Annotated in this window: 19 protein-coding genes; 4 read left to right on the plus strand and 15 right to left on the minus strand. The window is 67.1% G+C overall.

The window, feature by feature from the left end:
• Positions 1-162: 162 nt before the first annotated feature.
• The 8 genes from H537_RS52615 to H537_RS42485 all read right to left on the minus strand — a co-directional run bounded on the left by H537_RS52615 (position 163) and on the right by H537_RS42485 (position 6369).
• The gene (locus tag H537_RS52615) at positions 163-498 is read right to left on the minus strand and encodes a hypothetical protein (RefSeq protein ID WP_156901625.1); all 336 of its coding nucleotides are present in this window, start codon (positions 496-498) and stop codon (positions 163-165) included.
• A 142-nt stretch (positions 499-640) separates the two neighbouring features.
• Positions 641-1660, minus strand: a complete 1020-nt coding sequence (locus H537_RS52620) for a PIN domain-containing protein (RefSeq protein WP_156901626.1) — start codon at positions 1658-1660, stop codon at positions 641-643.
• Positions 1661-1870: 210 nt separating this feature from the next.
• Positions 1871-2221, minus strand: a complete 351-nt coding sequence (locus tag H537_RS0111755) for a DMT family transporter (protein ID WP_028998085.1) — start codon at positions 2219-2221, stop codon at positions 1871-1873.
• 19 nt (positions 2222-2240) lie between these two features.
• Entirely contained in the window at positions 2241-3524 is a 1284-nt protein-coding gene (moeA, locus tag H537_RS0111760) for a molybdopterin molybdotransferase MoeA (protein ID WP_028998086.1), read from the minus strand.
• 182 nt (positions 3525-3706) lie between these two features.
• A complete protein-coding gene (mobA, locus tag H537_RS0111765; protein ID WP_028998087.1) occupies positions 3707-4300 on the minus strand; it encodes a molybdenum cofactor guanylyltransferase MobA in 594 nt (197 codons plus the stop codon).
• A complete protein-coding gene (locus H537_RS42480) occupies positions 4297-4599 on the minus strand; it encodes a hypothetical protein (RefSeq protein WP_051242415.1) in 303 nt (100 codons plus the stop codon). Before H537_RS42480 ends, mobA begins: the two co-directional genes overlap by 4 nt.
• Before the next feature lie 2 nt (positions 4600-4601).
• Positions 4602-5726, minus strand: coding sequence for a GTP 3',8-cyclase MoaA (moaA, locus tag H537_RS0111775; RefSeq protein ID WP_028998088.1), 1125 nt, complete (start codon positions 5724-5726; stop codon positions 4602-4604).
• Between the two features lie 88 nt (positions 5727-5814).
• The gene (locus H537_RS42485; RefSeq protein ID WP_238446668.1) at positions 5815-6369 is read right to left on the minus strand and encodes a C40 family peptidase; all 555 of its coding nucleotides are present in this window, start codon (positions 6367-6369) and stop codon (positions 5815-5817) included.
• Between the two features lie 220 nt (positions 6370-6589).
• Here H537_RS42485 and H537_RS0111785 point away from each other — a divergent pair, with 220 nt between their 5' ends.
• Together H537_RS0111785 and H537_RS0111790 are read left to right on the plus strand one after the other, a co-directional pair.
• Positions 6590-7570, plus strand: a complete 981-nt coding sequence (locus tag H537_RS0111785) for an MDR family oxidoreductase (protein WP_028998089.1) — start codon at positions 6590-6592, stop codon at positions 7568-7570.
• Positions 7571-7677: 107 nt separating this feature from the next.
• Positions 7678-9591 carry a propionate--CoA ligase gene (locus H537_RS0111790; protein WP_028998090.1) on the plus strand — a complete coding sequence of 638 codons (1914 nt, stop codon included), beginning with the start codon at positions 7678-7680 and terminating at the stop codon, positions 9589-9591.
• 87 nt (positions 9592-9678) lie between these two features.
• Here H537_RS0111790 and H537_RS0111795 read toward each other — a convergent pair whose 3' ends face one another.
• From H537_RS0111795 to H537_RS0111825, 7 genes are all read right to left on the minus strand, one after another.
• Entirely contained in the window at positions 9679-9897 is a 219-nt protein-coding gene (locus H537_RS0111795; protein ID WP_043458613.1) for a YbdD/YjiX family protein, read from the minus strand.
• A complete protein-coding gene (locus H537_RS0111800; protein WP_028998092.1) occupies positions 9890-11968 on the minus strand; it encodes a carbon starvation CstA family protein in 2079 nt (692 codons plus the stop codon). Before H537_RS0111800 ends, H537_RS0111795 begins: the two co-directional genes overlap by 8 nt.
• A 156-nt stretch (positions 11969-12124) precedes the next feature.
• Positions 12125-12760 (minus strand): response regulator transcription factor, encoded by a 636-nt coding sequence (locus tag H537_RS0111805; RefSeq protein WP_028998093.1) that lies wholly within the window; start codon positions 12758-12760, stop codon positions 12125-12127.
• On the minus strand, positions 12757-14142 hold the full coding sequence (locus H537_RS0111810; RefSeq protein ID WP_028998094.1) for a cache domain-containing protein: 1386 nt from the start codon (positions 14140-14142) through the stop codon (positions 12757-12759). Before H537_RS0111810 ends, H537_RS0111805 begins: the two co-directional genes overlap by 4 nt.
• A gap of 90 nt (positions 14143-14232) precedes the next feature.
• A complete protein-coding gene (locus H537_RS0111815; protein WP_028998095.1) occupies positions 14233-15900 on the minus strand; it encodes a PhoH family protein in 1668 nt (555 codons plus the stop codon).
• A gap of 332 nt (positions 15901-16232) precedes the next feature.
• Entirely contained in the window at positions 16233-16709 is a 477-nt protein-coding gene (locus H537_RS0111820) for a peroxiredoxin (protein WP_028998096.1), read from the minus strand.
• Positions 16710-16914: 205 nt separating this feature from the next.
• Positions 16915-17292 carry an Mth938-like domain-containing protein gene (locus H537_RS0111825; RefSeq protein ID WP_028998097.1) on the minus strand — a complete coding sequence of 126 codons (378 nt, stop codon included), beginning with the start codon at positions 17290-17292 and terminating at the stop codon, positions 16915-16917.
• A 59-nt stretch (positions 17293-17351) separates the two neighbouring features.
• Between H537_RS0111825 and H537_RS0111830 the strand changes: the two genes are divergently transcribed.
• Both H537_RS0111830 and H537_RS0111835 read left to right on the plus strand, forming a co-directional pair.
• Entirely contained in the window at positions 17352-18578 is a 1227-nt protein-coding gene (locus tag H537_RS0111830) for a pyridoxal phosphate-dependent aminotransferase (protein WP_028998098.1), read from the plus strand.
• Between the two features lie 11 nt (positions 18579-18589).
• The gene (locus H537_RS0111835) at positions 18590-19900 is read left to right on the plus strand and encodes a homoserine dehydrogenase (protein WP_028998099.1); all 1311 of its coding nucleotides are present in this window, start codon (positions 18590-18592) and stop codon (positions 19898-19900) included.
• Positions 19901-19902 lie beyond the last annotated feature (2 nt).

The following is a 19902-nucleotide window of genomic DNA, read 5'->3' on the forward strand; positions in this document are numbered from 1 at the left end:
GGCATGATGCTCGGCATAGTGCGTCAAGGTGAAGTTGACCTGACTCGATAACAGGAACTGACAGTAGTCCACGCGGGATGGATTCATGTCGCCGCCTAGTGAAAGACAAAACTATGATCTATGCTTTCAAGAAGTTCAAGTTGAAATTAATTCATGGGATTTCTATGATTTTCTATCAAACTTTTGCGTAAGTCCTAGATAAAATACAATATCATGATAATTCCAGGGGTGTTGTATTGCAAAGGTGCGCGATGATAACAGGGATTTGGGATAGGAGATTGCGTTAAGCTTGCGGCGAGCTAAGTCTTTTACATCTTTGTTGTAGGGTGTCGATTGCAATGATAAATCATTTGAGATGAACGTCGGGGGTAGAATATTGCTCTCCGGATAATATCCAACAGTAAGAAGCCATTTTGCTATATCGTCTTTATGGATATTTCGAAGCAACTCTTCGGTTTCGCGGAAGTGCTTTTCAACTAAACTGGCTTGAATGTACATCGGTTGGGCTTTTTCTTTGGTTTTGCGGAGGGCTGGGGTCAGGGGGCTCGGCTTGGATCTTACCTTTTGCCAAATTGGGGAGCCGTCTCTTGAGTTGATGAGAGTGTTATGGAGGCGAAAGGCAAAATCAATCCTGGGAGCCTCACCATCTGTGCCTAGGGCTTCCTATTACTGCAATGTCGGCCGTGTCAAGTTCAAAGAAGGTAATTTCATTAACGACGTTTGTCTTTGAGTCAAGTGTTACTTTGGCGGTTCCACTCAAAGAACAGGTTTCTAAAATCCATTCATCTTCTAAGTAGTATTCTTCATGATGACGATCCCATTCTTTCCAATTCAAAAGATGTTCAGCTTCAAGCGTGCCATCGAAAGTAATGGTGCATTCCCCGGCTCCGATAGCAACGATATTCATGTCTTCAATTGTGAATCCATGTATTTTTGTGCGTTTGACGTCATAGTCTTCGTTTGAGTGGTAGTAGTAAATGTCGGCGGCTATCTCGGCGCATCTTTCTTCAACTGAATCGATATTTTCCTTGATGGATTCGCGAATGTTGTTGAGTTTGTTGTCGTCGCTAAGTAATAGCTCTGTGAGTGTTGGTAGTGATTTGAAATAAAGCAGTGGCGCAAAGCGATCACACGCTAACTTCATGTCGCTATCTTCGGAAACTACAGCAATTGAGGTGCCTGTTTTGCGTGCATATTCTTCAATAATGGCGATCGCGAAAGCATCAGGAAACTCTTTCCTTTTTTTGCCTTCGCGAAAGGGTGGCGTGATGCTGTCGTACCATTGCATGACCTGTGTCAAATTAACTGTACTATAGTCAAGTTTTATAAGGTTAAAATTTCTTAAAAAATCGCGCCATTCAGTAGTAGCAATCCGCATAACTTCCCAATCCATTGTGTGGCTCGTCATTTTGGGAGGGAAGTGTTTCCATTTTGCCAGAAACGGAGCTTTTCTACGTGCATCCTCCAATGCTTTCAGTGCTTCTTGAGATCGTTCCCGTATTTGTCTCACGACTTCACTTTCCGTAGGTGCGGGTAGAAGAAGCTTCAGTGAGTGTCTCTTGGCAAGGGGTATAAAAGTAGATAATGCGGTTGAGGCAAAATTATACTGCTGTCCTGCCAGGATACTGGTGTCTAAAAAGACGGCGGTGGGTAGGGACATATTTTTTAATGTTTGAATGAGCTGGTGGTGTGTGTTGCCTTGTTGTCTTGTGTGATGGGACGGGGAATACCCTGCCTACATCGTGGTCCAATAATGTTTTGTGTATGCAGGCTGTGGGGTGTGCATGTTGAGGTGCCTCTGTAGTCTTCCGTTTCAAGCATATTTACATGACGACAGCGTGAATAAGTCACGATATTCGCGATTTCATGCTCAACTGCGCGCGCCCGCATGCAATCCCACTACCCCCACCACAATCAACCCAATGCTGGCGAGTTTCAACGCGGTCACCGGCTCCTTGAACCACCAGAACCCAATCGCCGCGGTGGCGACGGTCCCCACGCCGGACCACACGGCATAAACCACGCTCAGCCCCAGCGTGCGCACCACGAAACTGTTGATGCCGAAGGACAGCACGTAGAAGACGACGATCAGCAGCAAGGGCTGCCAGCGCGTCAGGCCCTTGCTCAGGCGCAGGCACACCGTGCCGGCAATCTCCAGCACGATGACCGCGGCCAGCAGCCACCAGGCCTGGCTGACGGACGGGATGAAATTCGGAATCAAGCGGCCCGCGGGGCAGGGCTCAGATCAGGCCCTCGAAGGGCAGCACATCGACCAACTCGCCCGCGGCCACGTTGCCCTGCTCGTGCCCCAGCACGATCAGCCCGTTGGCCTCGCTCATGCTGCGCAGCACGCCCGAGCCCTGGCTGCCGGTGATGCGCACGCTCCACTGGCCGTCGGTGCCGCGCTCCACGATGCCGCGCTGGTACTCGGTGCGCCCGGCCTTCTTGCGGATCGGCGTGGCGCTGGCGGCGCGGATCAGCGGCAGCGGCCCCGCCGTGGCACCCGACATCGCCAGCAGCGCCTCGCGCACGAAGGCATAGAAAGTCACCATCACCGCCACCGGGTTGCCCGGCAGCCCGAACAGCACCGCCTCGCGCCCCGGCTCGCCGATGCGCCCGATCGCCATCGGCCGCCCCGGGCGCATCGCGATCTTCCAGAACAGCACCTCGCCCAGCGTCTTCATCACCGCCTTGGTGTGGTCCGCCTCGCCCACGCTCACGCCGCCGGAGGTGATCACCGCGTCGGCACAGGCCGCCGCCTCGCGGAAGGCGGTCTCCAGCGCGGCCGGGTCGTCGCGCACCACGCCCATGTCGATCGCCTCCACGCCCAGGCGCTGCAGCATCGCCCAGATCGTGTAGCGGTTGCTGTCGTACACGCAGCCGGCGTCCAGCGGCTCGCCGATGGAGCGCAGCTCGTCGCCGGTGGAGAAGAAGGCCACGCGCAGCCGCCGCCGCACTGGCACCTCGGCCTGGCCCAGCGAGGCCAGCAGCCCCAGGTCCGCCGGGCGCAGCACGCGGCCGGCACGCAGCGCGGGCTCGCCGCGCTTCAGATCCTCGCCCGCCAGACGGCGGTTGTCGCCCGCGCGCACCACGCCGGCCGGCAGCAGCACCTGGCCGTCCACCAGCTTCGTGAACTCCTGCGGCACCACCGTGTCCAGCCCGGCCGGCATCACGGCGCCGGTCATGATGCGCACGCAGTGGCCGGCGGGCACGTCGCCCTCGAACTGCGCGCCGGCCAGGCCGGTGCCGGCCACCATCAGCAGCGTGTCGCCCTCGGCCGCCATGTCGGCGCTGCGCAGGGCGAAACCGTCCATGGCCGAGTTGTCGTGCGCCGGCACGTCGATGGGAGACACCACGTCCCGCGCCAGCACCCGGCCCAGCGCGGAGCGGATCGCCAGGCTCTCCACCGCCTGCACGCGCGGAACCATGCGGCTGATGAACTCCTGCGCCTGCGCCACGGGCAGCGCGTTGGGGTCGTAGCCGCTGAGGCAGGAAGCGATGTCGGCGAGGGCGGTGTGGGTCATGAGTTCTTCTGGCTTGGTCCGTTCGCCCTGAGTTCGTCGAAGGGCTGCAGCCCGGCCGGGCCGCGGGGCTTCGACAGGCTCAGCCCGAACGGAAAATTTGGGGTTTCGACACAGCCTGTCCTGAGCTTGTCGAAGGGCTCAGCCCGAACGGAAAAACAAAACTGAAGTGGGTGGCAGGGCGCTCAGGCATCGAGCTGGCGCAGCTCGGCCAGCGTGTTGGCGTTGAAGAAGGCGGCGGCGTCGGCGAAGGGCACGTCCACGCGGCGGTGCTGCGCGGCCCAGCGGTCGATCTTGCGGCCGCCCTCGCCGGTGAAGCGCACCAGGCTCTCCAGCAGCGAGGCCTTCATCAGGCAGAACACCGGCTGCACCTGCGGCTCGCCGTCCTCCTCGGTGACGGGCATGGCGATCTCGGCGCCGGCCGCCTCGGCCGCGTCGGCCAGGCGCTTCACCAGGTCCTCCGGAAAGCGCGGCGTGTCGCAGGGCACCGTGACCAGCCATTCCGTCTCGCAGTGCTCCAGCCCGGCCAGGAAGCCGGCCAGCGGCCCCGGGAAATCGGGCAGGGCGTCCGGCCACACCGGCACGCCGAAGCTTTCATAGGCGGCGAGGTTGCGGTTGGCGTTGATCAGCATCGCGCCCACCTGCGGCTGCAGCCGCAGCAGCGCGTGCAGCGCCAGCGGCACGCCCTGCAGCGTCTGCAGCCCCTTGTCCACGCCGCCCATGCGGCTGCCGCGTCCGCCGGCCAGGACCAGGCCGGTGATGTCCTGAGGGTCGATCATGAATTGCGCTCGTCTTCGCGAATGGGCAGCGGGTAGTCGTCGGCGCGGCGCTCCGGGCCCTGCATCACCTTGCGCACCCAGCAGCCGATGGCCACCGTCAGCACCATGGTCAGCCCGAACACCAGCGCGCCGATGACGATGTAGTCGATGAGCAGCGCCTGCCGCTCGGGGTCGTTGGACAGGCCCGGCTGCACGAACTGCTTGGCCAGCTCGCCCAGCAGCCAGGGCAGCAGCAGCGCGGCGGCCGAAGTGGCGGCCAGCCAGCGCCGGCAGGAACCGCCGGCGGGTATCAATCCCATGTTCAGCCTCCGATGTAGTGCATCTCGACGCGGCGCCGGCCGCTGCCCTGGTCGGCCGCCTGCGCGCCGCGCAGCTCGGAGTAGCGGTCCTCGCGCTCCTGCCAGATCAGCCCGATGGCGCCGGCAATCTCCGCGTCGCTGGCGCCGCCGCGCAGCAGCGCGCGCAGGTCCTGCCCCTGCGAGGCGAACAGGCACAAATAGAGGCGGCCTTCGGTCGAGAGCCGCGCGCGGTTGCAGTCGCCGCAGAAGGCCTGCGTCACGCTGGAGATCAGCCCGATCTCGCCCGCGCCGTCCACGTAGCGCCAGCGCTCGGCCGTCTCGCCCGTGGCGTTGGGCTCCAGCGGCTCCAGCGGGAACACCTCGTGGATGCGCTCGCGCACCTGTGCCGAAGGCAGCACGTCGTTCATGCGCCAGCCGTTGGAGCTGCCGACGTCCATGAACTCGATGAAGCGCAGGATCACCTGCCCGTCGTAGTGCTCCCGGAACCAGCGCGCCATGGGCACGATCTCGTGGTCGTTGGTGCCGCGCTTGACGACCATGTTCACCTTGATCGGCCCCAGCCCCACCCGGCGCGCCTCCTCGATGCCAGCCAGCACCTCGGCGACGGGGAAGTCCACGTCGTTCATGCGGCGGAACACGGCGTCGTCCAGCGCGTCCAGGCTCACCGTCACGCGCTTCAGGCCCGCGTCCTTCAGCGCCTGCGCCTTGCGCGCCAGCAGCGTGGCGTTGGTGGTGAGCGTGAGGTCCAGCGGCTGCCCGTCGGGCGTGCGCAGCTCGGAGAGCATGCCGATCAGGGTCTCGACGTTCTTGCGCAGCAGCGGCTCGCCGCCGGTGAGGCGGAGCTTGTGCACGCCGTGCGCGGCGAAGAGGCGCGCCAGCCGCGTGATCTCCTCGAAGCTCAGCAGCGACGACTGCGGCAGGAAGCCGTAGTCGTTGGTGAAGATCTCCTTGGGCATGCAGTAGCTGCAGCGGAAGTTGCAGCGGTCCGTGACGGAGATGCGCAAATCGTGCAGCGGCCGGCCGAGGCGGTCGGACAGCAGCCCGCTGGGGGGCGTGAGCTGCTCGGGAATGCGAGGCGTCGCCGCGGCGTAGCGCAGGTCGGCAATGGGAATCGCTCGTTCGGCCATCCCCCGATTGTGCCGTTCCCTCCGAAGCAGGGATTTGAAGCAGGTTGGGTTTGCGTCACCCGGGCGCCGGCCGGCGCCGCGCGGCGTCTCAGGGGCTGGGCTGGGCGTTCACGCCGCGCAGCATCTGCGTGCCGTCGGCGCCGGGCACGCGGCGCGCGCCCGTGAAGCGGCGCGCCCAGTAGGCCTCGCGCATGTCCTCCACGCGCACCACCTGGCCGGTGCGCGGCGCGTGGATGAACTTGCCGTCGCCGACGTAGATGCCCACGTGCGAGAAGGTGCGGCGCAGCGTGTTGAAGAACACCAGGTCGCCCGGCTTGAGCTCCTCGCGGCCCACGTTCTCCAGGCCGTCGGCCTTGGCCTGCTCGTCGGCGCGGCGCGGCAGCACCAGGCCCAGCGTCTGTTCGAACACGTGGCGCGTGAAGCCGCTGCAGTCGAAACCCGTCTCGGCCGTGTTGCCGCCGCGGCGGTAGGGCACGCCCAGGAAGTCGAAGGCGGAAAGCACCAGGTCCGAAGCCCGGTCCCGCATGTTCTGCATCAGCGGCATGGCCTTGGCAGGCAGCAGGCCGCGGTCGATCAGCAGTTGCGTGACGCCATCCGCAGGCGCGACCGGGGCCGGGCTGTCGGCCGGCGGGGCCGCCTTCACACCGACTGTGGCGAGAAGGCAACAAGACAGCAGCAGGGATGGCAGGGCTTTCTTCACGGGCGCGGAGGTTACCACGCTCGGGGGATGGATTTTTTCGCTTTTCCTGCTTCCTTTTCCCACCTTGCGGTGCGTCAGCATGCCGTCAGGGCTTCGGCATGCAATCCCACCCTCAGAACATGAGCCGCCGGCCACCGGTCGCCATCAGGAGACGCACCCCATGTTGTTCAAGGCCCTGTACCTGCAGAAGGACGAGAGCGGTTTCAGCGCCCAGGTGCGCGAGCTGCCCGCGCTCGAACCGGGCGACGGCGAGGTGCTGGTGGGCGTCGAGTACTCGACGCTGAACTTCAAGGACGGCCTGGCCATCACTAATCGCGCGCCCGTGGTGCGCAGCTTCCCGATAGTGCCGGGCATCGACGGCGCGGGTACGGTGCTGGCGAGCCGGCATCCGGACTTCAAGCCCGGCGACCGCGTGCTGAGCACCGGCGCCGACGTGGGCGAGCTGCGCTGGGGCTGCCTGGCGCAGCAGGCGGTGCTGCCGCCCGACGGGCTGGTCAAGCTGCCCGAGGGCTTCAGCGCCCGCCACGCCATGGCGGTGGGCACGGCCGGCTTCACGGCGGCGCTGGCGGTGCTGGCGCTGGAGCAACACGGCCTCAAGCCTGGCAGCGAGGTGCTGGTGACGGGCGCCACCGGCGGCGTGGGCAGCATCGCGCTGGCGCTGCTGGCGCGCGCCGGTCACCGCGTCACGGCGCTCACGGGCAAGCCGGCGGAAGCCGACTACCTGCGCGAGCTGGGCGCGGCCGAGGTGCTGGACCGCGCCACGCTGGCCGCCCCGGGCAAGCCGCTGCAGAAGGAGCGCTGGGACGGCGTGGTGGACGCGCTGGGCAGCCACACGCTCATCAATGCGCTGGCGCAAACGAAGCGGCACGGCACCGTGGCAGCCTGCGGGCTGGCGCAGGGCGGCGACCTGCCGGGCACGGTGATGCCCTTCATCCTGCGCGGGGTCACGCTCGCCGGCGTCGACAGCGTGTGGGCGACGCGCCCGCAGCGCGAGGCGGCCTGGCAGCGCGTGTTCGAGGCCCTGGACACCACGCTGCTGGAGCGCATCACCGAGGAGCTGCCGCTGTCGCAGGCCCAGGACGGCGCCCGCGCGCTGATGGAAGGTCGGGTGCGCGGCCGCATCGTGGTACGCATCGACGGTTGAGCGTTGAACGGTTGAACTGAAGACTGAGAGCGCGCGAGGCAGCGCCGGGCACTGCCGTCACGCCAGATTTTGAATTCATTATTTCGCATCCAAAGAGGAGCCACAGCATGACCTATGCGGACTTTCACCAGCGCTCGATCCAGCAGCGCGAGGACTTCTGGGCCGAGCAGGCCAAGCTGATCGAGTGGAACAAGCCCTTCGATCAAGTCTGCGACTACAGCCGTGCGCCCTTCGTGCGCTGGTTCCCGGGCGGTGAGACCAACCTGTGCCACAACGCGGTGGACCGCCATCTCAAGGACCGTCCGGACCAGAACGCGCTGGTGTGGGTGTCCACCGAGGTGGGCAAGGAGCAGGCGTACAGCTTCCGCGAGCTGCATGCCGAGGTGCAGCGCATGGCGGCGGTGCTGCAGTCGCTGGGCGTCAAGCAGGGCGACCGGGTGCTGCTGTACATGCCGATGATCCCGGAGGCGGTGTTCGCGATGCTGGCCGCGGTGCGGCTGGGCGCGATCCACTCGGTGGTGTTCGGCGGCTTCGCCAGCCACAGCCTGGCCAGCCGCATCGAGGACTCGAGCCCGACGGTGGTGGTCAGCGCCGACGGCGGCTCGCGCGGCGGCAAGGTCATCCCGTACAAGCCGCTGCTGGACGAGGCGCTGCGCCTGTCCAGCCACAAGCCGGCCAAGGTGCTGCTGGTGGACCGCGGCCTGGCGCCGATGGAGCGCACCGAAGGCCGCGACGTGGACTACGCCGCCGCGCGCGAGCAGGTGCTGGACACGCAGGTGCCCGTGACCTGGGTCGACGCCACGCACCCGAGCTACACGCTCTACACCAGCGGCACCACCGGCAAGCCCAAGGGCGTGCAGCGCGACACCGGCGGCTACACCGTGGCGCTGGCGGCGAGCATCCCGCACATCTTCATGGGCCAGCCGGGCGAGACCTTCCTGTGCACCAGCGACATCGGCTGGGTGGTGGGCCACAGCTACATCGTGTATGGGCCGCTGATCGGCGGCATGACCACCATCCTGTACGAGGGCCTGCCGACCACGCCGGACGCCGGCGTGTGGTGGAGCCTGGTCGAGAAGTACAAGGCCACCGTCATGTTCAGCGCCCCGACCGCGGTGCGCGTGCTCAAGAAGCACGACCCGGCGCTGCTCAAGAAGTACGACCTGTCCTCGCTGAAGGCGCTGTTCCTGGCCGGCGAGCCGCTGGACGAGCCGACCGCGCGCTGGATCAGCGACGGCCTGGGCTGCCCGATCATCGACAACTACTGGCAGACCGAGACCGGCTGGCCGATCCTGTCCATCGCCAACGGCGTGGAGAAGCAGCCCAGCAAGTTCGGCAGCCCCGGCGTGCCCACCTACGGCTACGACGTCAAGCTGATCGACCAGCAGACGGGCGAGGAGCTTGCCGGCGCCGACCAGAAAGGCGTGGTGGTGGTCGAGGGCCCGCTGCCCCCGGGCTGCCTGCAGACGGTGTGGGGCGACGACGACCGCTTCGTCAAGACCTACTGGCAGAAGGTGCCCGCGCTGGACGGCAAGCCCGAGCGCTGGCTGTACAGCACCTTCGACTGGGGCATCCGCGACAAGGACGGCTACTACTTCATCCTGGGCCGCACCGACGACGTGATCAACGTTGCCGGCCACCGCCTGGGCACGCGCGAGATCGAGGAGAGCATCTGCAGCCACGCGGCCGTGGCCGAAGTGGCGGTGGTGGGCGTGGCCGACCAGCTCAAGGGCCAGGTCGCCATGGCCTTCGCGGTGCTGCGCGACGCCACGGCGCTGGGCGACGAGGCCAGGCTGGCGCAGCTCGAAGGCGAGATCATGAAGACGGTGGACGCCCAGCTCGGCGCCGTGGCGCGTCCGGCGCGCGTGCGCTTCGTGAGCGTGCTGCCCAAGACCCGCTCCGGGAAGCTTTTGCGCCGCGCCATCCAGGCCGTGTGCGAGCAGCGCGATCCGGGCGACCTGACCACGATGGAAGACCCGGCGGCGCTGCGCCAGATCAGCGACCTGGTGACCGTCAAGTAACAAGAGGGCGTCAGGAGGAGGAGGGGAAAGGGCCGCGAAAGCGGCCCTTTTTTCGTATGCGGTTGCGATTGCAACTTCAATCGCTGCTCAGCAGCACTTCCCCGCCCGCGACGCATAGCGCGCCTGCTGCCGCTCGCGGAAGAAGGCCTCGTAGCTCATGGGCTCCTGGTCCGGGTGGGTGCGCTGCATGTGCTCCAGGTAGCCGCCGTAGTCCGGCAGCCCCACCATCAGCCGCAGGCCCTGCGCGAAGTAGCGGCCGGCCTGGCCCAGGCGGGCCAGGGCGTCCGGCGCCTTGGCCTCAGGCATGGGCGGCCGCCTTGGCGTCGGCGGGCAGGCGCTCGTAGGCCATCTCGCGCACCGTGGGCTGGCGGCTGGAGCGCGCGGCCAGCACGCTGCGCACGCCGTAGACCAGCACGCTCGCCACCACGAACATGAACAGCGCGCACAGCGCGGCATCGAGCCGGTCGTTGAAGATCACGCGCTCCATGGCGTCCAGGCTCTTGGCCGGCGCCAGCACCTGGCCCTGCGCCAGCGCGTCGGCGTACTTGCGCGCATGCGCCAGGAAGCCCACGCGCACGTCCTCCGAGAAGATCTTCTGCCAGCCCGCCGTGAGCGTGCACAGCAGCAGCCACACCGTCGGCAGGATCGTGACCCAGGCGTAGCGGTCCTTCTTCATCTTGAACAGCACCACCGTGCCCAGCATCAGCGCCACTGCCGCGAGCATCTGGTTGGCGATGCCGAACAGCGGCCACAGCGTGTTGATGCCGCCCAGCGGATCGACCACGCCCTGGTACAGGAAGTAGCCCCAGGCCGCCACGCACAGCCCCGTGGCCAGCAGGTTCGCGGGCAGCGACTCGGTGCGCTTGAGCGCGGGCACGAAGCTGCCCAGCAGGTCCTGCAGCATGAAGCGCCCGGCGCGGGTGCCGGCGTCCACCGCGGTGAGGATGAACAGCGCCTCGAACAGGATCGCGAAGTGGTACCAGAAGGCCATCATCGCCTTGCCGCCCACGACCTGGTGGAGGATGTGCGCCATGCCCACGGCCAGCGTGGGCGCGCCGCCGGCGCGCGCCAGGATGGTGTTCTCGCCCACGTCCTTGGCGGTCTGCACCAGCATCTCGGGCGTGACCACGAAGCCCCAGGTGGACAGCGTCGCCGCCACGGCCTCGGGCGTCTTGCCCACCATCGCGGCCGGGCTGTTCATCGCGAAGTACACGCCGGGCTCGATGCACGAGGCCGCCACCAGCGCCATCACCGCCACGAAGCTCTCGGCCAGCATGCCGCCGTAGCCGATGTAGCGGGCGTGGGTCTCGTTCTCCAGCATCTTGGGCGTGGTGCCCGAGGAGATCAGGGAGTGGAAGCCGGAGACGGCGCCGCAGGCGATGGTGATGAACAGGAAGGGGAACAGGCTGCCCGCCCACACCGGGCCGTTGCCCGCGGCGAACTGCGTGAGCTTGGGCATCTGCAGCGTGGGCGCCACGATCAGGATGCCCACCGCCAGCGCCACGATGGTGCCGATCTTCAGGAAGGTGCTGAGGTAGTCGCGCGGCGCCAGCAGCAGCCACACGGGAATCGAGGCGGCCACGAAGCCGTAGCCGATCAGCATCCACGTCAGCGCCTTGCCGTCGAAGGTGAACAGCGGCGCGAGGGCGGGGCTCTCGTGGATCCACTGGCCGCCGAGGATGGCGCCCATCAGCAGCACGAAGCCGATGATGGAGACCTCGCCGATGCGGCCCGGGCGGATGAAGCGCAGGTACACGCCCATGAACAGCGCCACCGGGATGGTGGCGGCCACCGTGAAGGTGCCCCAGGGCGACTCGGCCAGCGCCTTCACCACGATCAGCGCCAGCACCGCCAGGATGATGATCATGATCATGAAGGCGCCGAAGAGCGCGATCAGCCCCGGCACCGTGCCCATCTCCTGCTTGACCAGGTCGCCCAGCGAGCGGCCGTCGCGGCGCGTGGAGATGAACAGCACGATCAAGTCCTGCACCGCCCCGGCGAAGACCACGCCGGCCAGGATCCACAGCAGCCCGGGCAAATAGCCCATCTGCGCCGCCAGCACCGGCCCCACCAGCGGGCCCGCGCCCGCGATGGCGGCGAAGTGGTGGCCGTAGAGCACGTGCTTGTTGGTGGGCACGAAGTCCAGGCCGTCGTTGTATTTCCAGGCCGGTGTCTGGCGCGTGGCGTCCAGGCCCAGGACCCGTTGCGCGAGGAACAGGCTGTAGTAGCGGTAGCCGATGAGGTAGACGCACACGGCCGCGATGACGACCCACAGTGCGCTGACGGCCTCGCCGCGCGACAGGGCCACGACGGCCAGCGCGGACGCGCCCAGCAGGGCCACGCCCGCCCAGGCGAGGTGGCGACGGATAAAGGACATGGACGGTCTCCTCCTGCGCGTCGGGCACGGCCAGTGCATTCGCGCGCAACGGGTTGATGGACAGGGGCGTCATGGTCCGCATCGCGGCACCCCCGCACATCCGTCCCCGCACCGGCGGCGCTTGCGTGGCGCCACCTAGGGGTCAACCCCTAGAGCTCAGGGGTTGCGCGCGTGCTCCAGCGCGTAGCGCATGAGGTCGGCCGGGCTGTCGAGCTCCAGCTTGCGCTTGATGTTCTGGCGATGCGTCTCGACCGTGCGCACCGAAAGGTCCAGCGCCCGCGCGATCTGCTTGCTGCTCTCGCCGCGCGCCATGGCGCTGAGGATCTCGCTCTCGCGCGGGGTGAGCAGCGGCTTGGGCGCCTGGGCGCGGAACAGGCGCCGCGTCACGCCGGGGCTGAGGAAGGTGCCGCCGGAGCGCACCGCCTCGATGGCGGCCAGCAGCTCGTCCGCCGCAGCGTCCTTGAGCACGTAGCCGCGCGCGCCGGCCTGCAGCGCACGCTGCACGTACTCGGGGTTGTCGTACATGCTGAACATCAGCACGCGCAGCTCGGGGCAGCGCTCGATCATCCGCGCCGCCAGCTCGATGCCGTTGGCCTCGCTGCCCTTGAGGCCCACGTCCATCAGCACCAGGTCGGGCTGCTCGCGCAGCAGCGCCTGCATCGCCGCCTCCGCGCTGCCGGCCTCGGCCGTGACCTCGCAGCCGCCGCCGGCCTGCAGCCGTGCGCGCAGGCCCTCGCGCACCAGCGGGTGGTCGTCGACGAGGAGGATGCGCAGCGGGGGCGAGGTGCTCATGGCGCGGGATTGTCGCGGGCGAGCCGCGCGAGCTGCGGTGCGTCGATCACGGCTTCCACTTGCGTGCCGTGGCCGGGGCGGCTCTGCACGTCCAGCCGGCCGCCGATGGAGGCCAGGCGCTCGCGCATGTTGCGCAGGCCGATGCCGGTGCCGGGGTCGGCCTGCGCCGCCTCGGTGTCGAAGCCGCGGCCGTCGTCGAGCACGCGCATGGCCACGCCGCCCTCGGAGGGGAACTCCAGCGTCAGCGCCAGGTGCTGCGCCGCGGCGTGCTTGGCGGCGTTGGTCAGCGCCTCCTGCGCGACGCGGAACAGCACCGTGTTGACCACCTCGGGCAGCGCGTGCGGCGTGCCTTCCACGCTGGCGCCGGCCTGCATCGCGCCGCTCTCGTGCAACTCCTGCGCCAGGTGCGCCAGCGCCGACGGCAGGCCCAGCGTGTCCAGCAGGGCGGGGCGCAGCCGGTGCGAGATGCGCCGCACCTCGTTGAGGCTGTCGCCCAGGCGCTGCGACGCCTGCCGCAGCAGCTCGGGGCGGGTGTCGTGCTGGGCGGACTCCACCAGCAGCTTGATCGACACCAGGTGCTGGCTCAGGCTGTCGTGCAGCTCGCGCGCCAGGTGCGCGCGCTCCTCCTCCTGCAGCCGCACCACCTGGTGCGCCAGCGCGCGCAGCTTGTGTTCGGCCGCGCGCTGCTCGCTCAGGTTCAGGGCCAGGCCGCTGGCGCTGATGAGCAGCAGTGCCGCCAGCGCGATGCCGCCGATCAGCCACAGCGTGCCGGTGACGTTGCTGCGCGCCTCGGCTTCGAGCTGCGCCAGCGTGGCCTGGATGCTGTCCAGGTACAGCCCCGTGCCGAGCATCCAGTTCCACTGCGGCAGCGCGACCACGTAGCCCAGCTTGGGCGCCATGCGCTCGTTGGAGGGCTGGCGCCACAGGTACTCGACGTAGCCGCCGCCGGCCTGGGCCTGGGCGATCAGGCGCTGGATGGTGGGGTTGCCCTTGGGGTCGCGCAGCTCCCACAGGTTCTGGCCCACCAGCTCCGGCTGGCGCGAGTGCATCAGCACGCGGCCCTGCAGGTCGTAGACGAAGAAGTAGCCGTCGGTGCCGTAGTCCAGCTGCGCGATGAGCGCCAGCGCCTGCGTGGTGGCGGCCTGGCGCTGCGCGGCGTCCTGGTGGGCGGTGCGCTCGTACAGCGGGCGCACGTTGCTCACGGCCAGGTCCACGTAGTGGCGCAGCTCGTCGCGGCGCGCCTCCATGTAGGTGCGCTGCACGGCGCTGCGCTCGCGCTCCAGCAGCTCGCGCTGCTGGTGCACGACCGCCCAGGCCACGCCGCACAGCGCGGCGGCCAGCGGCAGCAGGGCCAGCAGCAGGATTTTCAGACGCAGCTTCATCGGGGCCGGACTGTAGTCCCGGCGCGGGAGAGGCCCGGCAACGAAAAAGGGCTGCTTGCGCAGCCCTTCGGGCGGGAGAGGCGGAAGGTCTTACAGCACTTCCGACGCGAAGTCCGCCAGGCGCGAGCGCTCGCCGCGCGCGAGCATGACGTGGCCCGAGTGCGGCCAGCCCTTGAAGCGGTCCACGGCGTAGGTCAGGCCGGAGCTGCCCTCGGTGAGGTAGGGCGTGTCGATCTGCGCCAGGTTGCCCAGGCAGACGATCTTGGTGCCGGGGCCCGCGCGCGTGATCAGCGTCTTCATCTGCTTGGGCGTGAGGTTCTGGGCCTCGTCGATGATCACGTACTTGTTGAGGAAGGTGCGCCCTCGCATGAAGTTCAGGCTCTTGATGCGGATCTTGCTGCGCACCAGCTCGTTGGTGGCGGCGCGGCCCCACTCGCCGGCGCTGGAGTCGCTGCGCGCGAGCACCTCCAGGTTGTCGTCGAGCGCGCCCATCCACGGGCCCATCTTCTCCTCCTCGGTGCCGGGCAGGAAGCCGATGTCCTCGCCCACGGGCACCGTCACGCGCGTGACGATGATCTCGCTGTAGCGGCGGTCATCGAGCACCTGCGACAGGCCCGCGGCCAGCGTCATCAGCGTCTTGCCGGTGCCCGCCGTGCCGGTGAGGGTGAGGAAGTCGCACTCCGGGTCCATGAGCAGGTTCAGCGCGAAGTTCTGCTCGCGGTTGCGCGCCGTGACGCCCCAGACGGCGTTCTTCTGGTGCGTGTACTCCTTGAGCGTCTTGAGCACGGCGCTCTTGCCGGTGATCTCGGTCACGCGCGCGTACAGCGGCGCGGCGCCGGGCGTCTCCAGGTACACGAACTGGTTCACCAGCAGCGCCGGCACCATCGGGCCGCTGATGCGGTAGAAGGTGTGGCCGCCCTGCTGCCAGCTCTCCATGGTCTTGCCGTGGCGGTCCCAGAAGTCCGCCGGCAGCGGCAGCACGCCGGTGTAGAGCAGGTCGACGTCGTCGAGCGTCTTGTCGTTGAAGTAGTCCTCGGCCTGCAGGCCCAGCGCGCGGGCCTTGATGCGCATGTTGATGTCCTTGGACACCAGCACGACCTCGCGCTGCGGCTGTTGTTCGCGCAACGACTGCACCACGCCCAGGATCTGGTTGTCGGCCTTGCCTTGGGGCAGGCCCTGGGGCAGCCGGGTCTCCAGCAGCTGGGTCTGGAAGAAGAGCTTGCCCAGCGCCTCCTTGTGGCCGGTCTTGGCCAGCGGGATGCCAGCGGCCGGGTCGAGCTTGGCGGCGTCGGGGCCGCCGGCCAGGGCGTCGAGGTCGCGGCTGACCTGGCGCACGTTGCGCGAGACCTCGCTCATGCCCTTCTTGTGGCCGTCGAGCTCCTCGAGCGTGATCATCGGCAGGTAGATGTCGTGCTCGTCGAAGCGGAACAGGCTCATCGGGTCGTGCATGAGCACGTTGGTGTCGAGCACGAAGAGCTTGGCCGGGCCGGTGCTGCGCGGCTTGCGCGGGCGCGGCGTGGCCTGGGTGTTGGGCGACGCGGGCTGCGCGCTGGGCGCGGCCGTCGCAGGCGTGGAGACCTCGAGGGGCGGTGCCGCGGCCTCGGCGGCGTCGTTGCGCAGGTCCAGCAACGCCGACTCGGCTTCCGCGGCAGCGGCCCGTTTCAAGCCGCGTTTGCCGCCCTTGGGAGCGGCTTGCGACTCGAAGTCGGCGGGCGTGAGCTGAGCGGCTTTGCGGGCAGGCGGCTTGGGAAGGGGCATGAAGGTCCTCTGGAAGATGCGTTTACGGAGGCCGAAAACGCCGAAGCCGCACGGTCCGGCAGGACGGTGCGGCTTCGGCTCGATGCGCGCTGACGACTCAGGGGCATGCAGCCATCATAACCCCCCACAACATGGGGATTACTGCTGCTGCAACCACTGGGCGTCGGCGCCATGACGCCTTTCTAGCAGCTCCCATGCCTATGCGTGAGAGGGAAGTCTGGACGCTGGGGTTGTCATGCGGGCGTAAAAAAGCCGGCTTTAGGAGCCGGCTGGGTGCATCGGCGCGTGGCGCCGGTGCATCAAGATGGTGCGTTGAGCTTTGGGGCCAGGGCTCAGGCCGTGGTCTTGAGCGCCTTGACAGCCTTGAGCACTTCGTCCACGTGGCCGGCGACCTTGATGCCGCGCCATTCGGCACGCAGCACGCCGCTGGCGTCGATCAGGAAGGTGCTGCGCTCGATGCCCTTGACCTTCTTGCCGTACATGATCTTGTTCTTGACCACGCCGAACATGTGGCAGAGCTTTTCTTCGGTGTCGGCGATGAGATCGAAGGGCAGTTCCAGCGTCTGGCGGAACTTGTCGTGCGACACCATGTTGTCGCGCGACACACCGAACACGACTGCGCCGGACTTCACGAATTCCTTGTGTTGATCGCGGAACTGCAGTGCCTCGGTGGTACAACCCGGGGTATTGTCCTTGGGGTAGAAATACAAGACCACGATCTGCCCCGCGTAGGCGGCTGGCGTGAATTTGATGCCGCTGGTAGCGAGCGCTTCGAATTCAGGAAGGGGCTTGTTCAGGGCAGGCGTCATGGAGGAGTGTTTCTCTTCTCGCTATGGGGCCGGGCAGCGCCGGAGCAACTGTTTATTATAGCTCTCCGCAAGTTACAGACTCCGCCGCGGGGAAATGGGCCCGGGCGAAACCCCCCACTTTGTTGGCGCATGCCGTGAGCGGCCGCAGGCGAGCGATCGCGGCCGCTGCCCTGGCAGCTGTGTGCGCCGCGCCAGATTTCAAGCCTCAGCCGCGCTCCAGCAGCAGCGCCGCGGCGACGACGCGCCCCTCGCTGGCTAGCACGTTGTAGGTACGGCACGCCGCCGCCGTGTCCATGGTCTCCACGCCGATGCCGGCCTGGATCAGCGGGCGCAGCAGCGCCGGGCGCACGAAGCGCAGCCGCGCGCCGGATCCGAAAATCACCAGCTCCGGACGCAGTTGCAGCAACTGCGCGAAGTGCTCCTCGGCCAGCTGCTCGAAGCGCTCCACGGGCCAGGGCTGCACGTCGCCGCGCACGGGGACGAGCACGCTGTGCCCCCATTCGGTGGTGTTGACCCACAAGCGCTGGGGCTCGTGGCGCGAAATGGCATTGACGCCTTCGAGTCGATCGGGCTGGAACTTCACGTGGATAATTCTAGTTTTCGCGCGCCGCGTCGCGCTGCGTCTTTCGCCGGAGACCCTCCTTGAAGCCGATTTCCAAGTCCAGCAAGCTCGCCGACGTCTGTTACGACATCCGTGGTCCGGTGCTGGAAAAGGCCCGCCAGATGGAGGAAGAGGGCCAGAAGATCATCAAGCTCAACATCGGCAACCTGGCCGTGTTCGGCTTCGACCCGCCCGACGAGATCGTGCAGGACATGATCCGCAACCTGCCCGCCACGGCCGGCTACACCGACAGCAAGGGCCTGTTCGCGCCGCGCAAGGCGGTGGTGCACTACACCCAGGAGAAGAACATCTCCGGCGTCACGGTGGACGACGTCTACCTGGGCAACGGCGCCTCCGAGCTGATCGTGATGGCGCTCAACGCGCTGCTGGACACGGGCGACGAGATCCTGGTGCCCGCGCCCGACTACCCGCTGTGGACCGCGGCCGTGTCGCTCTCCGGCGGGCGCCCCGTGCACTACGTCTGCGACGAGCAGGCCGACTGGACGCCCGACCTCGACGACATCCGCCGGAAGATCACGCCCAACACGCGCGGCATCGTCGTCATCAACCCCAACAACCCCACCGGCGCGCTGTACCCGCCGGAGCTGCTGCGCGAGATCGTGGAGATCGCGCGCCAGCACCAGCTGATCATCTTTGCCGACGAGATCTACGACAAGACGCTCTACGACGGCGCCACGCACACCTCCATCGCCTCGCTGGCCGAAGACGTGCTGTGCGTGACCTTCAACGGCCTGTCCAAGAACTACCGCTCCTGCGGCTACCGCGCCGGCTGGATGGTGGTTTCGGGCCCCAAGAAGCACGCCAAGGACTACATCGAGGGCCTGAACATGCTGGCCTCGATGCGGCTGTGCGCCAACACGCCGGGCCAGCTCGCGATCCAGACCGCGCTGGGTGGTTACCAAAGCATCAAGGACCTGGTGTGCCCCGGCGGGCGCCTGGCGCGCCAGCGCGACCTGGCCACCGAGCTGCTCAACCAGATCCCGGGCGTGAGCGTCGTGAAGCCCAAGGCGGCGCTCTACATGTTCCCGCGCCTGGACCCCAAGCTCTACCCCATCGCCGACGACCAGCAGTTCGCCTACGAGCTGCTGGCCGAGGAGAAGGTGCTCATCGTGCAGGGCACCGGCTTCAACTGGTCGCAACCGGACCATTTCCGGCTCGTGTTCCTGCCCAACTCGGACGACCTCGCCGACGCCATCGGGCGCATCGCGCGCTTCCTCGACAACTACCGCAAACGTCACTCGTTCTGACTGAAACCGCTATGAAACCCATCCAGGTCGGCCTGCTCGGCATCGGCACCGTCGGCGGCGGCACGTTCAACGTGCTCACGCGCAACCAGGAAGAGATCCGCCGCCGCGCGGGTCGCGGCATCGAGATCGCCATGGTGGCGGACCTCGACGTCGAGCGCGCCCGCAGCCTCGTCGGCGACGGCGCCAAGGTCGTGGCCGACGCGCGCGAGGTCATCGCCAACCCCGAGATCGACATCGTGGTCGAGCTCATCGGCGGCTATGGCGTGGCCAAGGCGCTGGTGATGGAAGCCATCGCCGCGGGCAAGCACGTGGTCACGGCCAACAAGGCGCTGCTGGCGGTGCACGGCACCGAGATCTTCGAAGCCGCCCGCGCCCGCGGCGTGATGGTGGCCTTCGAGGCCGCGGTGGCCGGCGGCATCCCGATCATCAAGGCGCTGCGCGAGGGCCTGACGGCCAACCGCATCGAGTGGATCGCCGGGATCATCAACGGCACCACGAACTTCATCCTCTCGGAGATGCGCTCCAAGGGCCTGGACTTCGATGTGGTGCTCAAGGAGGCGCAGCGCCTGGGCTACGCCGAAGCCGACCCGACCTTCGACATCGAGGGCGTGGACGCTGCGCACAAGGCCACCATCATGGCCGCCATCGCCTTCGGCGTGCCGGTGCAGTTCGACAAGGCGCACGTGGAAGGCATCACCAAGCTGCAGGCCGCGGACATCCGCTACGCCGAGCAGCTGGGCTACCGCATCAAGCTGCTGGGCATCGCCCGGCGCCAGGACAGCGGCATCGAGTTGCGCGTGCACCCGACGCTGGTCCCGGCCAAGCGGCTGATCGCCAATGTCGAGGGCGCGATGAACGCCGTGGTGGTGCAGGGCGACGCCGTGGGCACCACGCTGTACTACGGCAAAGGCGCGGGCGCCGAGCCCACGGCCAGCGCCGTGATCGCCGACCTGGTGGACGTGACGCGTCTGCACACCGCCGACCCGGGCAACCGCGTGCCGCACCTGGCCTTCCAGCCCGAGGCGCTGTCGGACATGCCGATCCTGCCGATCGAGCAGGTGCGCACCGCGTTCTACCTGCGGCTGCAGGTGGCCGACGAGGCCGGCGTGCTCTCGCGCGTGACGGGCATCCTGGCCGAGCACGGCATCAGCATCGACGCGCTGCTGCAGCGCGAGTCCGCCGAGGGCGAGAAGAACACCGACGTGATCATCCTCACCCACGACACCATCGAGGGCTCGATGCGCAAGGCCATCGCCCAGATGCAGGCGCTGCCCACCGTGCTGGCGCCCATCGTGAGCCTGCGCAAGGAAGAGTTGGCCTGAAC

This window comes from Azohydromonas australica DSM 1124 (assembly GCF_000430725.1).
In the GTDB taxonomy this organism is placed as follows: Bacteria; Pseudomonadota; Gammaproteobacteria; order Burkholderiales; family Burkholderiaceae_C; genus Azohydromonas; species Azohydromonas australica.